This is a genomic window from Streptomyces sp. NPDC058157 (assembly GCF_042884105.1).
Lineage (GTDB): Bacteria > Actinomycetota > Actinomycetes > Streptomycetales > Streptomycetaceae > Streptomyces.
Genome location: NZ_JBHVUQ010000204.1, coordinates 1 through 12,590, shown reverse-complemented (window position 1 = coordinate 12,590; position 12,590 = coordinate 1). Strand labels below are relative to the sequence as shown.

The 12,590-nt window shown below is 74.0% G+C and carries 13 protein-coding genes; 6 read left to right on the top strand and 7 right to left on the bottom strand.

All coding sequences use genetic code 11. From position 1 onward, the window contains the following. Window positions 1-297: 297 nt before the first annotated feature. Window positions 298-2,148 (bottom strand): transporter substrate-binding domain-containing protein, encoded by a 1,851-nt coding sequence (locus ACFVXK_RS32380; protein ID WP_389618817.1) that lies wholly within the window; start codon window positions 2,146-2,148, stop codon window positions 298-300. A 165-nt stretch (window positions 2,149-2,313) separates the two neighbouring features. Between ACFVXK_RS32380 and ACFVXK_RS32375 the strand changes: the two genes are divergently transcribed. The 4 genes from ACFVXK_RS32375 (at window position 2,314) to ACFVXK_RS32360 (ending at window position 5,846) form a co-directional block, all read left to right on the top strand. Beyond that, window positions 2,314-2,475 carry a hypothetical protein gene (locus ACFVXK_RS32375; RefSeq protein WP_389618814.1) on the top strand — a complete coding sequence of 54 codons (162 nt, stop codon included), beginning with the start codon at window positions 2,314-2,316 and terminating at the stop codon, window positions 2,473-2,475. A gap of 138 nt (window positions 2,476-2,613) precedes the next feature. Beyond that, window positions 2,614-4,152 (top strand): SDR family oxidoreductase, encoded by a 1,539-nt coding sequence (locus ACFVXK_RS32370; RefSeq protein WP_389618812.1) that lies wholly within the window; start codon window positions 2,614-2,616, stop codon window positions 4,150-4,152. A gap of 157 nt (window positions 4,153-4,309) precedes the next feature. Next, complete coding sequence (locus ACFVXK_RS32365) at window positions 4,310-4,864, top strand: DUF4383 domain-containing protein (RefSeq protein WP_389618809.1); 555 nt, start codon at window positions 4,310-4,312, stop codon at window positions 4,862-4,864. Between the two features lie 55 nt (window positions 4,865-4,919). Next, window positions 4,920-5,846, top strand: coding sequence for a B12-binding domain-containing protein (locus tag ACFVXK_RS32360; RefSeq protein WP_389618806.1), 927 nt, complete (start codon window positions 4,920-4,922; stop codon window positions 5,844-5,846). Window positions 5,847-6,090: 244 nt separating this feature from the next. Here the strand turns inward: ACFVXK_RS32360 and ACFVXK_RS32355 are convergent, their stop codons facing one another. The 5 genes from ACFVXK_RS32355 to ACFVXK_RS32335 all read right to left on the bottom strand — a co-directional run bounded on the left by ACFVXK_RS32355 (window position 6,091) and on the right by ACFVXK_RS32335 (window position 10,823). Next, on the bottom strand, window positions 6,091-6,555 hold the full coding sequence (locus tag ACFVXK_RS32355) for an ATP-binding protein (protein ID WP_389618804.1): 465 nt from the start codon (window positions 6,553-6,555) through the stop codon (window positions 6,091-6,093). Window positions 6,556-6,686: 131 nt separating this feature from the next. Further along, window positions 6,687-7,607, bottom strand: coding sequence for a SigB/SigF/SigG family RNA polymerase sigma factor (locus tag ACFVXK_RS32350; RefSeq protein WP_389618801.1), 921 nt, complete (start codon window positions 7,605-7,607; stop codon window positions 6,687-6,689). Between the two features lie 113 nt (window positions 7,608-7,720). Beyond that, entirely contained in the window at window positions 7,721-8,125 is a 405-nt protein-coding gene (locus tag ACFVXK_RS32345; protein WP_389618798.1) for an STAS domain-containing protein, read from the bottom strand. Beyond that, window positions 8,122-9,138, bottom strand: a complete 1,017-nt coding sequence (locus ACFVXK_RS32340; protein WP_389618795.1) for a B12-binding domain-containing protein — start codon at window positions 9,136-9,138, stop codon at window positions 8,122-8,124. The genes ACFVXK_RS32345 and ACFVXK_RS32340 overlap by 4 nt, the downstream gene beginning before the upstream one ends. A 98-nt stretch (window positions 9,139-9,236) precedes the next feature. Further along, on the bottom strand, window positions 9,237-10,823 hold the full coding sequence (locus ACFVXK_RS32335) for a PP2C family protein-serine/threonine phosphatase (RefSeq protein WP_389618820.1): 1,587 nt from the start codon (window positions 10,821-10,823) through the stop codon (window positions 9,237-9,239). A 296-nt stretch (window positions 10,824-11,119) separates the two neighbouring features. Between ACFVXK_RS32335 and ACFVXK_RS32330 the strand changes: the two genes are divergently transcribed. Both ACFVXK_RS32330 and ACFVXK_RS32325 read left to right on the top strand, forming a co-directional pair. Next, the gene (locus ACFVXK_RS32330) at window positions 11,120-11,467 is read left to right on the top strand and encodes an STAS domain-containing protein (protein ID WP_389618792.1); all 348 of its coding nucleotides are present in this window, start codon (window positions 11,120-11,122) and stop codon (window positions 11,465-11,467) included. 85 nt (window positions 11,468-11,552) lie between these two features. Then, window positions 11,553-11,972 (top strand): ATP-binding protein, encoded by a 420-nt coding sequence (locus tag ACFVXK_RS32325; RefSeq protein ID WP_389618788.1) that lies wholly within the window; start codon window positions 11,553-11,555, stop codon window positions 11,970-11,972. A gap of 46 nt (window positions 11,973-12,018) precedes the next feature. Here ACFVXK_RS32325 and ACFVXK_RS32320 read toward each other — a convergent pair whose 3' ends face one another. Continuing rightward, window positions 12,019-12,519, bottom strand: coding sequence for a MarR family winged helix-turn-helix transcriptional regulator (locus tag ACFVXK_RS32320; protein ID WP_389618785.1), 501 nt, complete (start codon window positions 12,517-12,519; stop codon window positions 12,019-12,021). Window positions 12,520-12,590 lie beyond the last annotated feature (71 nt).

The window sequence follows — 12,590 nt, the reverse complement described above, 5'->3', positions numbered from 1 at the left end:
CTACATAAAAAAAAATATTTGCGGGGCCCGGTTCTGTGTTTTAAACCCCCCGGGGCCCGGCGGGTCCCCGACCGCGGCCCTGGGGGGTGCCCCCCCCCCCTCCCGGGGGGGCGGGCCACCGCGATGTCCGCGCTCCTGGGTGGCGACGGGTGCACCTGGGTAGGCGCGGAGACGGCCGGGGCGGCCGTCGTGACGCAGCAGGGGACCTGCTCGCCTCCAAGGATCGGCGGCCGTCCCGGTTCGATGGCCGCAGCGCGCGAGCGGGAGCGGCGCGCGGCACGCCCCGTTCCCGCCGGCTCAGGGCACGGGGCACGAGGAGGACCGGTTCATGTCGCCCTCAGCCGGGGCGAACGCGTTCCACGTCGTGGGGAACGCCTTGACCGCGTCCCCCAGGTTGGAGTGGAAGTCCGCCGCCCACCGGGTGCGCACGTACTCCTGGAGGGCGCGGTACACCCTCCTGCACGACTCCACGGGCGTGCCCTTGGCGAGGGCGATGGCGTAGAAGCCCGCGTCCTGTCCGTCCGTCACCGCCGGCGGCACCTCGATGTCGTCGTGGTTCTCCGTGTACCCGTAGAGATCCACCTGTGAGTCGAGGACCGCGTCCACCTCGTGGCGGCGGAGGGAGGCGACGCACTCCGCGAGCCCGGCCCGCGTCTCGATCAGCGCCCCGTTCTCGTTGAGCAGGGCCAGCTGGCTGGTGGAACCCTGGCGCGTGCAGACCGTCCGGCCGTCCAGGTCCTTGAAGGACGAGACGCCCCGGTCCCCCTTCCGGACGAGGACCCCGTGGTAGCTCCGCAGGTAGGGGCCGACGAAGTCCACCTCGTGCTTGCGCGTCTCGGTGATCTCGACGTGGGCGATGACCACGTCCACTCGCCCCTCCCGCAGCGCCGTCAGCCGCTCGCCCGGGGTCAGGGCCATGAACCGGGGACCCCCGCTCCCGAATCCGAGGCGCGTGGCGAGCCACGTGCTCATCGAGGTCTCGAAGCCGCGGGAGGCGCCCTGGCTCAGGGCGCCGAGCCCGGGCGCGTCGATCGTGACGCCGATGGTCAGCGGGCTTCCGTCGCGCCGGCTCAAGGGGTCGGGCGCGGACGGCCCGGCGGGCGCGGGGTCCCAGGCGAGCGAGACCCCGAGCGCCGCCACGAGGGCGAGGCACACGGCGCGGACGGCCGGACGCCGCCGCGAGGGAGTTCCCGCTCGCCCGTCGTCCAGGACAACGCTGGACAACCGAGCCCTCCCGCCGGTCGGCGGCGCGGATCCGGGAGGCGCGGGTTGGACGACCTCGCCCTCGATGTCCGGCGGCGCGGCCGCCATGGCGGCGTCGGGTTCCAGCCCCGCCAGTTCTACGAGGTCCGCCACCTCCTCGTCTGCCCCGGGGCGCTCGCCGATGATGGCGTCCAGCCGCTCGTCCAGGACTTCCATCACCACTTCGGGTGCCGGGAGCAGTGCCACCGGCGGGGTGGGGGAGGGGTCCGGCAGATCCGGCTCCGGGATCCGCGCGATGTCCTGGCGCAGCCGGGCGATCTCCTCCCTCGCGGCGATCATCTCCGTGGACAGGGCCTGCCGGGCCTGCTCCGCCGTGTAGCGGCGGGACTGCGCCCGCGCCAGTTCCCGGACGATCCGATCCTCACGCACCCGGGCCTCGGCGAGCCGCCGCTGCAGCCCGGCCCGCTCCCGGTCCGTGGCCATGCGCAGCTGCGCCCTCGTCGAGTCGATCACCACCCCCAGCAGGGCGCCCATGTCCCGCAGGGTGCCCACCGTCGCGTTCGCCCGCGCGGCCGCCAGCTCGGCCCGGTACCTGCCTTCCGCGGCCCTGGCGAGCCGCTCGTGGAGGTGGACCAGTGCCGACTCGCCGGCGTCGCCCTCAGGGCGCCGGGACTCCTCGTCAGCGGCCTTCCAGAGCCGGTCCGCCTCTCGGAGGCGCGCGGCGAGGGCGTGGCCGTCGGCCGCGCTCACGGCCTTCACCAGGGCGCCGAGCGTCGTCCGGGGGATGATCACCGAGCCGTTCATGTACGTCGCCCACGTCGCCCGGCTCGGCCGGCCCATCAGCTCGTGCACCCACTGGGTCGAACGCCGCTGGGTGATGCGGACGATGAACTCCGCGAGCGCCCTGGCCTTAGGCCGCTGGACGAACTGCCTCCGCCGTGCCATCCGAACCCCCCCGGTTGTCCAGCCCAGACCGGCCATGTCCAGCCGCTCCACCACTCCGACCAGCCCCGAAGCGCCGTCAGGCCCCGGACCCATCAGACCAGTCGGCACAGTCGCAGCGGACCCGATTCCCCACATTCCCGCCACCCTTGCGATCCGGAGCCGACGATGACCTTGACCTGGACCGTCCTGCGCGACTTCCTCCTCGACGACGTACTCGGCAACCTCACCTCGGCCGCCCTCCTCACCGCCACCGCCTGGTCCGCCCGCAAACTCCGCGCGGCACGCGCCGCACGCCGCGGCGACCGCGACCGGAACTCAGCCGAGTAGCGGCCGCCTACGCGGTGCGGTCGCGAGCGGCGCGTACGCGGCCCGGGAGCGCAATCCCCGCCCGAATCGGGTGATCCTGTAAGGAAGGGGCACAGGCCGCGAAAGATCCGGGAGCGGCCATGAGAACGGAGGGGTGTCGTGGACAGCACGCCGGAACAACCTCAAGCGCCCCGGGCGCGGCTCCACTGCCTGGTCACCGGTGCGACCGGGTACATCGGCGGCCGCCTGGTGCCCGAACTGCTGGACGCCGGCCACCGGGTCCGCTGCCTCGCCCGCTCACCCGAACGTCTGCGCGACTACCCCTGGGCCGACCGGGTCGAAACCGTCCGGGGGGACGTCACCGACTCGCCCGGCACCACGGCCGCCATGCGGGGCGTCGACGTCGCGTACTACCTCGTGCACTCCCTCAACACGGGCCCGCGCTTCGAGGAGCGCGACCGGGAAGCGGCCCGCACCTTCACCGAGGCCGCCCGGGCCGCGGGCGTCCGCCGCATCGTCTACCTCGGCGGCCTCGTCCCGGCCGACGAGCCCTCCCACGCCCTCTCGCCGCACCTGCGCTCCCGCGCCGAGGTCGGCGAGATCTTCCTGTCCGGGCCCGTCCCGGCCACGGTGCTGCGCGCCGCCGTGGTCATCGGCTCGGGCTCCGCCTCCTTCGAGATGCTGCGCTACCTGACCGAGCGGCTCCCCGCCATGGTCACCCCGAGCTGGGTCGGCACCCGCGTCCAGCCCATCGCCGTCCGCGACGTCCTGCGCTACCTCGTCGGCAGTGCCGGCATGCCCCCCGAGGTCAACCGGACCTTCGACATCGGCGGGCCGGACGTCATGACCTACGAGCAGATGATGCGCCGCTACGCAGAGGTCGCCAAGCTGCCGCCACGGCTGATCCTGCGCGTCCCGATGCTGACCCCGCGGCTGTCCAGCCTGTGGATCGGCCTGGTCACGCCGGTCCCGAGGGCCCTGGCCCGGCCCCTGGCCGAGTCACTGCGGCACGAGGTGGTCTGCCGTGACCGCGACATCACCCGCTACGTGCCCGACGTACCGGGACACCCCATCGGCTTCGACCGCTCCCTGGAACTGGCCCTCCGACGGGTCCGCGAGGCGAACGTCACCACCCGCTGGTCCAACGCCTCGCTGCCGGGCGCACCCAGCGACCCGCTGCCCACCGACCCCGACTGGGCGGGCGGCAGCCTGTACACCGACCACCGGTCCCGGGAGACCTCCGCGGGCCCGCGCGAGCTGTGGCACATCGTCGAGGGCATCGGCGGCGAGAACGGCTGGTACTCCGCCCCCCTCGCCTGGGCGGTACGCGGCTGGCTCGACCGGCTGGTCGGCGGCGCCGGCATCCGCCGGGGCCGCCGGGACGCCTCCCGGCTGAGGGTGGGGGACTCGCTGGACTTCTGGCGGGTGGAGGAGATCGAACCGGGCCGCCTGCTACGGCTGCGCGCGGAGATGCGCCTGCCGGGCCTCGCGTGGCTCGAAATGTACGTCGACCCGGACGGCAGCGGCTCCCGCTACCGCCAGCGGGCCCTCTTCCACCCGCGCGGCCTGCTCGGCCACCTCTACTGGTGGAGCGTCTCCCCCTTCCACGCGGTGGTCTTCGGCGGTATGGCCCGCAACATCACCCGCGCCGCGGAACGCCGCACCGACGGCGGCCCCCGCCCCGCGGAACCCGCCTGACGGCGTGAACCGGAGGAGGCTCGGTCCTGTCAGCCGACGCCGGGCGCCCTCATTCTCCCGGGTGTGATTCGACGCAGAAGCGAGGCGAGTTTCCCCGGGCGGCGCCGCCGGTCATGCTGGCTCCCTCGGGACCAGACCTCGCATCGCGGGAGGGCCCATGCGCCTTCGAGACGAATTGCCCGTGGACCACCGACTCGGCCAGGTGTACCGGGTCGGAGCCGCCCTGTGCGGGTTGCTGCTCCTCCTCTTCGGCTGCCTCGGCTTCGCCGACAGCCTGTCGTCCTTCGGTACGAACGGGCAGCGCATCGCGGGCCTGTCCACCAACGGCCTGCTCAGCACGGTCTCCGTCGCCTTCGGGTTGCTGCTCGTCATCGCCGCCGCAGTCGGCGGGAACCTCGCCTCGACGGTCAACATCACCGTCGGCGTGCTGTTCCTGGCGAGCGGGTTCGTCCACCTGTTCCTCATCGGGCACGAGGCCAACGTCTTGGACTTCGGTCTGTCGAACGTCGTCTTCAGCTTCCTGATGGGCCTGCTGATCATGACTTTCGGAATGTACGGCCGTGTCAGCGGCGGACTGGACCACGACAACCCCTACTGGCGGCGCCGGCACCCCGAGAGGGCGGTGCGCGAGGCGGCAATCGTCCTCCCGGGGGCCGGTGGCGCGACCACGGCGCACCCTCGGCTCGCTGAGCACGGGGACGACCGCTCGTGACCGGCAGCCTCGGCCGGCCTCACTCGCATCGTTTCCGCATCGTAGGATGGAGCGTATGAGCGGTACGGCCCTGGGCGTCACGACGGGCGCGGTCGCGAGGCGCCTGGGGGTGTTTCCCACCACGGTGCGCTCCTGGGAGCAGCGGTACGGCATCGGACCGGCGGTCCGGGAAGGCCGCGGGCACCGTCGGTGGATGCCCGGTGACATCGCGATGCTCGAAGAGAAGTGCCGGCCCACCTCGTCCGGTATCCCTCCGGCCGAGGCCGCCCGGGCGGCGGCCGCCCGCCGTCAGCCTGATGCCGGGGAGCGGGGTGCGCCCTGCGCGCCCGAACCGGCGGAAGCAGTCGCCCCGCCGGCCGGGGCGGAGGCGTCAGGCGGTCCCGGGAGCGGGCTGCCGCTGGGAGAGGTGCGGCACGAGTGCCGCGGGCTGGCACGCGCGGCCGTACGGCTCGACGGCCCGGCCATGGAAGCGCTGCTGCGGCGGACGGTGGAGGCCCACGGCCTGGTGACCGCGTGGGAGGAGGTCATGGTCCCGACCCTGCACGCGGTGGGCCGTAAGTGGGAGTCGGCGGACGACCGGTACGTCGAGGTCGAGCACTTGCTGTCGTGGCACGTGTCGACCGCGCTGCGGAGGGCGGCCGTTCCCGCCCCCGGGGTCTCGGCCCGGGCGGCGCCCGTGGTGCTGGCCTGTCTGCCGGGGGAGCAGCACACGCTTACCCTGGAGGCACTGGCCGCGGGTCTGACCGAACGGGGACTGCCGACCCGGATGTTCGGCGCCGCCGTGCCGGGCGGAGGCTCTGCGCGCGGCGGTGGGCCGGTCGGGTCCGACGGCCGTGGTGCTGTGGTCGCAGTCCCCGGCGGACGGCGGACGGCGGACGGCGTGCCGGCGAGGCAGGTGGCGTCGACGGCGTTCGGCCCAGCGGGGCGAGGACCGTTCCCGTCGTCTTCCTCGCGGGCCCGGGATGGTCCGCGGGGTCCGTGACCGCGGGGATGAGGCGGCCTCGCGGGCTGCGGGAGGCGCTGGACGCCGTCTCCGCGCTGTACGCGGGATCCGCCGCGCTCCCGCCGGCCGCAGGAGCGGAGGAACGGTGCGGGGCGGCCCGGAACCCCTTCCAGCCACGGTGACGGTGGCGGAACCGGCGCGCGCGAGCGCGGCGGCCAGGGGGTCGCCGGGGCACCGCTACCGGCGGCCCCGCCCCGGACGAACCGGGGCCCACCTGGCCGGTTCAGGTCCCGGCGGCCTCGCCGGAGACCAGCCGGACTCCTTCGATCTCCGCCCACACCGCCTTGCCGTGCTCCTGGGCCTCGCAGCCCCAGCGGTCGGACAGACGGCTGACGATGTGGAGCCCGTGGCCGCCCGGAACGCCGCGCCGGGGGGAGGGGACGCGGCGCGGGGGGACGGGGGAGCCGTCGAACACCTCGATGCGCAGGGTGTCCCCGAGGGTGAGGACGAGCTGGAGGCAGCCGCCGGCATGCAGGTTCGCGTTGGTCAGGAGCTCCGATACGACGAGCAGGGCGTCTTCCGAACTCTCGGTCTGGTCCCAGCCCCGGTCGCGCAGCGCCCGCCGGGTGAAGTCGCGCCCCTTCGCCACCTGGCCACGGACGCCGTCCAGCGCCAGGTGCAGCCGCTGTCGCGTCGCCGGCGGCCGCCGTCGCGGTACATGGCCGACCGGCGGTCCGCTGCTTCTCACTCGTGCTCCACCCCCACCGCTACGTGGCTGTCTTGTCGTGACCACCGTATGCGTCCTGCGAGGCATCCACGGGGCCTTCCGGGCCGAACGTGCGTGGCCGGAGCGGCTGACCGTGAGCGCCGCCCGAAGACCTAGGTGAGCATGCCGGCGCGGAGCCGGCCCAGGATGCGGGAGAGCAGTCTGGAGACCTGCATCTGTGAGATGCCGAGTTCGGCTCCGATCTGCGCCTGCGTCTTCTCCCGGCCGAACCTCATGTGCAGAATCAGCCGGTCCCGCTCACTGAGCTCGCGCAGCAGTGGAGCGAGCGTGTGGAAGTCCTCGAACAGCTCCATGGCCGGATCCGTGTCACCCAGCCTGTCCGCCAGCGCCCGTGGGGTACGGCCCGTCCCCGGGGCTTCGTCCTCCTCGCAGGCGAGGTCCAGGGAGCCGCTGGTGTAGCCGTTGGCGGCGACCAGCCCGTCTATCACCTCCTCCTCCGACAGCCCGAGGTGCCGGGCGACCTCCCTGACCGTCGGGGCCCGGTTCAGCTCGTCGGTGAGGGCCTCCTGGGCCTTGGCGAGTTCGGTGCGCAGCTCCTGGAGGCGGCGCGGCACGTGGACGGCCCAGGTGGTGTCGCGGAAGTGCCGCTTGATCTCGCCGGTGATGTAGGGGAGCGCGTAGGTGCTGAACTCCGCCCCGCGCTCGGGGTCGTAGCGGTCGATGGCCTTGATCAGGCCTATGGTGCCGACCTGGACGATGTCGTCCATGTCGGTCCCGCCCCCGGGGGTCCGGGCCCGGAAGCGGCGGGCGGCGTACCGCACGAGGGAGAGGTTCATCTCGATGAGGGTGTTACGGGCGTACTGGTACGCACGCGTCCCCTCCTCCAGAGTGCGCAGCCTCGCGAGGAACAGGCGCGACAACTCCCGGGCGTCCGTGGGCGGCAGCTCGCGCGCCAGCTCCACGCGGGGGAGGACTCCCGCCGGCGGTGCTCCCTCCTCAGCCGGGGCGTCGGCCGGAATCCAGTGGTCCGTCGCTCGATCGGGGCTGACGGCTGCGGCCGAACGGGGCGTCATGGCCGTTCCTTCCTGGTGGTCCTTGGCTGCCGAGCGCGCTCATGCCCAGAGATCCGGACGGCATACCTTCCGCGGCATTGCCGCTTCTCCCGGGGTGGATCTCCCGGTGCTGATCACGATTTTTCGCTCCACCCGGTCCCGCAGACCGTGCGACCCCGGCCCGAGGGCCGTTCCGCGGGCCCGGCGGCGGGTGCTGTGAGGTATTCCAGCGTGCCGGTGACCTGGAGGAGGCGCTCCAGCTGAACGGTCCGCGCGTCGAGGTGGAGTCCCGCGCCGGCTTCACCGGTGCGCCGGCGGACCATCAGCAGCGCCGCCAGGCCGCTGGAGTCGACGGCCGACAGCCCGGCGCAGTCCAGCCGCAGGTCCCGCAGTCCGGGATGTGCGGTGAGCAGCCGGCCCACGGCCTCGACGAGGAGGTCGGCGTGGAGGTGGTCGAGGTCGCCGGTCAGCTCGATGAGGGCCGCGTCGTGCGAGACGGAGTGCGTCAGGCCGAGGGGGGCGGAGGGCGTGCTCGTCATTCGGCGGTCCCGGCAGGGGTGAGGGGGGTACGGGTCAGGCGGGCGGCTCCGGCCCGCAGGGCGGCGCTGGCGCGGGGGAAGTCCCGCAGTTCCCGCCCCAGGAGCTCCAGGGCGGGCAGCAGCGAGGCGGCCGGAACCCCGCGGGCGTCCAGGACTCCGGCGGTCCACACCAGGAATCCGCAGAAGAGGTCCTCGTCACCGGTGTAGAGGGAGGCGGCGAGGAACTCGACGATGTGGGAGAGGTCCTCGGCGGTGTGGTCGCGCTGCGCTTCGGTGTAGGCGCGCACCGCCGGGCAGGCGTTCGCCAGCCGGCTGAACACGGAGGCGACCAGGCGCGGACGGCCGCGGGCCACCAGCGTGTACTCCTGGTCCTTCAGGTGGGGAAGGTCGTCGACGGCCTGGTGGCCGGGCCGGACCTGCGGCAGCGGGCCGCGGGCCAGCTCGTCGGCGGCGGCCCGGGCGTCGGGTGCCCAGCCGTCCGCTCCCAGCAGGCGGGCGTAGCGGCCCCCGGGTCCGAAGGCGGCTCCGCCCACCATCACGGGGGTCCCGGCGGCCTGGCAGGCGGTGATGGTGGCGTGCGCGGCGGGCAGTCGCGTCGCGAGGGATCCGGAGAGGGCGACGACGTCCGGCCCGGTCCGGTGTAGGTGTGCGACGAGGTGCGGGGCGCTCACCTGCGCCCCGAGGTAGTCGACGCGCCAGCCCCTGACGCGCAGTACCTCGGCCAGGAGCCGGGCGGGCAGAGCGTGCCATTCGCCGTCCACGCAGGCGACCGCGACCCGGCCGAGCGTCGGCGCCGTGTGCACGGCGGGGTGCAGGGAGACGGCCGTGACGGCCCGGTCGTTGATGGCGGTGGCGGCGTGCTCCTGGGCGACCGTGATGCGGTGGGCCGCCCACTCCCGTCCGACCCGCCCCTGGACGGAGGCGATGACGTCCAGCAGGAGGTCCTCGGCGCCCATGCCCTCGTCCAGTGCGCGGACCACCGCGGCGATCGTGGCGGACTCGTCGAGCGCCATCACCGACTCCCACACCCGCGCCCGGAGTTCATCCGGCGACGGCGCGGAAGCCGCGGTGGTCGCGGGGGCTTGAGCAGGCGGCGCGGTGTCGTACGGGCTCACGCGGTGAACCGCCCGCGGGTGTGGCCGTCCACGGCGCTGAGGTGGTTGGTGCGCGGCGCGCAGATGACGACGACGGCCATGTCGTCGTGGCGACCCGCCCCCACCCACTGGGAGGCGAGCATCTGCACGTGCTCCACCACCGCCTGGGCGGGCATCGCCGCGCACTCCGACAGGGCGCGCCGCAGCCGCTCCTCCCCGAACATCACCCCGCCCATGGGCCCTCCCCGTGCCTCGCTGATCCCGTCGGTGTACAGCACGCAGGTGTCCCCGGGGGCGAGGGTCACACGGGCCGTCCGCGTGGTGATCTCGGGCAGCGCGCCCACCAGGGTGCCTTTCGTGCGTGCCTCCTCCACCCGGCCGTCCGAGCGCAGGATCAGCGGCGCGGGGTGCCCGGCGCTCGTCAGGCGCAGCCGCACGGCGTTGCCGTTGCGGGCCGCGGAGGCGAGCACCAGGGTGGCGAAGCGGGCGTTCTCGGAGTTCAGCAGCGAGGTGTTGAGCAGGCTGAGCATCCGGTGGTGGTCGTCGGCCATCGGCAGGAGCGCGTGCAGGGTGTTGCGGATCTTGCCGGTCATCACCGCGGCCTCCAGCCCCTTGCCGCACACGTCGCCGAGGACGACCAGGGAGGAAGCGCTTTCATCGGCGGCGGGGTGGACGTCGTAGAAGTCGCCGCCCACCCGTTCGTGGTCCTTCGACGGCCGGTAGCCGCCCGCGTACTCCACCCCGGAGACCTGGTGCAGCGTGGGGGGCAGGAGCTCGCGCATCAGGGTGTCGGTGATGGACGATTGCTCCGCGTAGAGCCGGGCGGCCGACATCGCGGCGCCGGCGCGAGCGGCGAACAGGCGCGCGAACACCTCCTCGCCCTCCGTGAACGCGTCGGCGCCGTCGTTGCGCAGCAGCACCAGGGCGCCCGCGGGCACACCGTGCCCGGGCAGGGGCGTGATGACGATCGACCCCGGGGCGTCGAGACCGTCCGGGACCAGCCAGGCCGGCGCGGCCGACGCGTCGAGCCACCGGGAGGGGACGGGCGGGAAACCCTGGAGCGCCTCGGCCAGCCCCGGCACATCCGTGGGGTCGACGGCGGCGAGCGACACCGACGGGCCGCCGCCGCGGACGCACGAGACGACGGGAAGCATGGGGCCCCGCGCGGGGGCGATCACCAGGGCCGCGTCGGCGAGGTGGTCGGCCGCCATCTGCGCCGTGACGTCCATGCAGCGGTCGAGGTTCAGGGACGACAGCAGGAGGTTGGAGGAGCGGACCAGGAACTCGGTGCGTCTGCGCTCAGTCCACAGGGCCTCCCGGGCCAGGCGGTGATCGGTGTCGTCGACCAGCCACCATGCGACCGTGCCGTCGTCATGGGGCGTGGGGTGCGCCTCGTAGGACCGGTCGCCGACGCGTCCCCGGACGGTCCCGGCCTCGGTCGGCGGGCGCTGCGCGGGGACGGGGGTGGCGTAGCGCGCGTGTGCGGACAGCAGCCAGCCGGGGACCGCGTCCGCCATCGACGAGCCCGGGCGGGCGCGCGGGAACACCAGCCCGGCCGCCTCGTTGACGTGCACCACGACCGCGTCCGCGCCGGCCACCAGCACCGGGTAGGGGGCCTGGCCCCACGGCCGGGCCGCAGGGGGCGAATTCGACGTCGTCTCGGTGGAAGGAACCAAACGTTGAAGGCCCGCTGCGCGGACCCCTCACCTCTTCATCGCGTTCATCACGTGGGAAAGACCTCGGAACAACAGTTGTCCTCCGGCAACCATCCTCCATGGGCCCTGCGCAGTGCAACCGGACCCCGGCGGACACGGTGTGGAGGGTTCATCCCCGTGGGTGACGGGGGGACGGCCCGACGGGGCCCTACCCGGCAGCACGCACGATGGAGGAGGATGGTCCGGTGACCGGAGGGAGAGCGGTCGTCACCACGACCACGGAGCGCGACGCGACCGTCATCAGCCTGCACGGCGAAGTCGACGAGGACGACGTGCCGTTGCTGGTCCGCGCCCTGGCGCGGGCCTCGGAGGGCGGCCCGCCGCGCACCGTCGTGGATCTGTCGGGCACCCCTTTCGTCGACTCGTCCGTGCTGCACGCGCTGCTCGCCGCGCAGCGGGCCCACGCCGGCCGCGATCGCGTGCTCGTCCTCGCCGGACCGCTGCACACCGCCGTCCGCCGGCTGCTGGACGTCACCGGAGCCGCACCGGCGTTCCGTACGGCGGACAGCCTGGCGACGGCGATGACATGCTGACCGCCACCGGACGGTCCCGGACAGGGCGCCGCGGTACGAGCCGGGCGGCGATGGGCAGGCGAGGAGAATGAATCACCCGCCCCCGATGCCCCAGCCCCTCCACGGCGCGCAGCGGCACCGCGGAGAAGGGGTCGGCGACCGGCACGCGCCGCCGCCGCCCGAGTCCGCTGCCGCGGCCCGTGAGCACGTCCGGGAACTGCTGCTCCTGGTGGGTGTCAGCCTCGACGGTGTCCCCGCCGCGGACGCGCTGCTCGTCACCTCGGAGCTGGTCACCAACGCCATCCGGCACGGCCACGGGCTCACCGGCTTCCGGGCCGCCGTGGCGGACGGCGTCCTGCGCCTGTCGGTCGCCGACGCCAACCCCCTCCCGCCCGCGGCCCGTACCGGGTCGGTCGACCGACCCGGCGGCTACGGCTGGCCGCTCGTCCAGCGTCTGACGCAGCACGTCGAGTGCACGACCCGGGCCGACGGCAAGACCATCACGGCGGCGCTGCGCCTGAGCTGACCCGGCCCCGGCGAGACGCGCGCGGCCGGGGCCGGAACCGTCCGGTTCAGGCCGTTCTGGTGGTGAAGGACTCGGGGGACGGCAGCCGCAGTGGCTTCGCGACCGCGGCGCAGAAGGCCGCGAGCCCCGTCGCCAGGGCTGCCCGGGACGCCTCCGGCATCGCGGCCATCGCCTCCGCGAGTACCTCCTGCCTGCGGGAGCGCAGCCGTTGGAGGTACGTCAGACCCGCGGGGGTCAGCCGGAGCAGGACCTCGCGGCGGTCGTCGGCGCCGGGATGCCGTTCGAGGAAGCCCACGGCCTGCAGGCGGTCGCAGAGGCGGGTCACGGAGGGTGGGGCGGCCTCCAGCAGCCGGCCGAGCTCGCGCAGGTTCAGCTGGTCGTTGGTCTCGACGAGGAACAGCACGCGGGCTTGCGCGGAGGAGACCGGCTGGGCGCTGGCGGTGTCCCGGCCCCGCTCCCAGACCACCTCCAGCAGCTCGATCAGCTCGCTCATCTCCGCCACGGCCGGGGAGGCGGACCCGGAGGAGCCGATCGACCCCTGACTCATGTGACACTCCCTACCGGACGTACGGGCGGCCCTTCCTCACCGGACCGGCGGTCGTCGTCCCCCCATCTTGG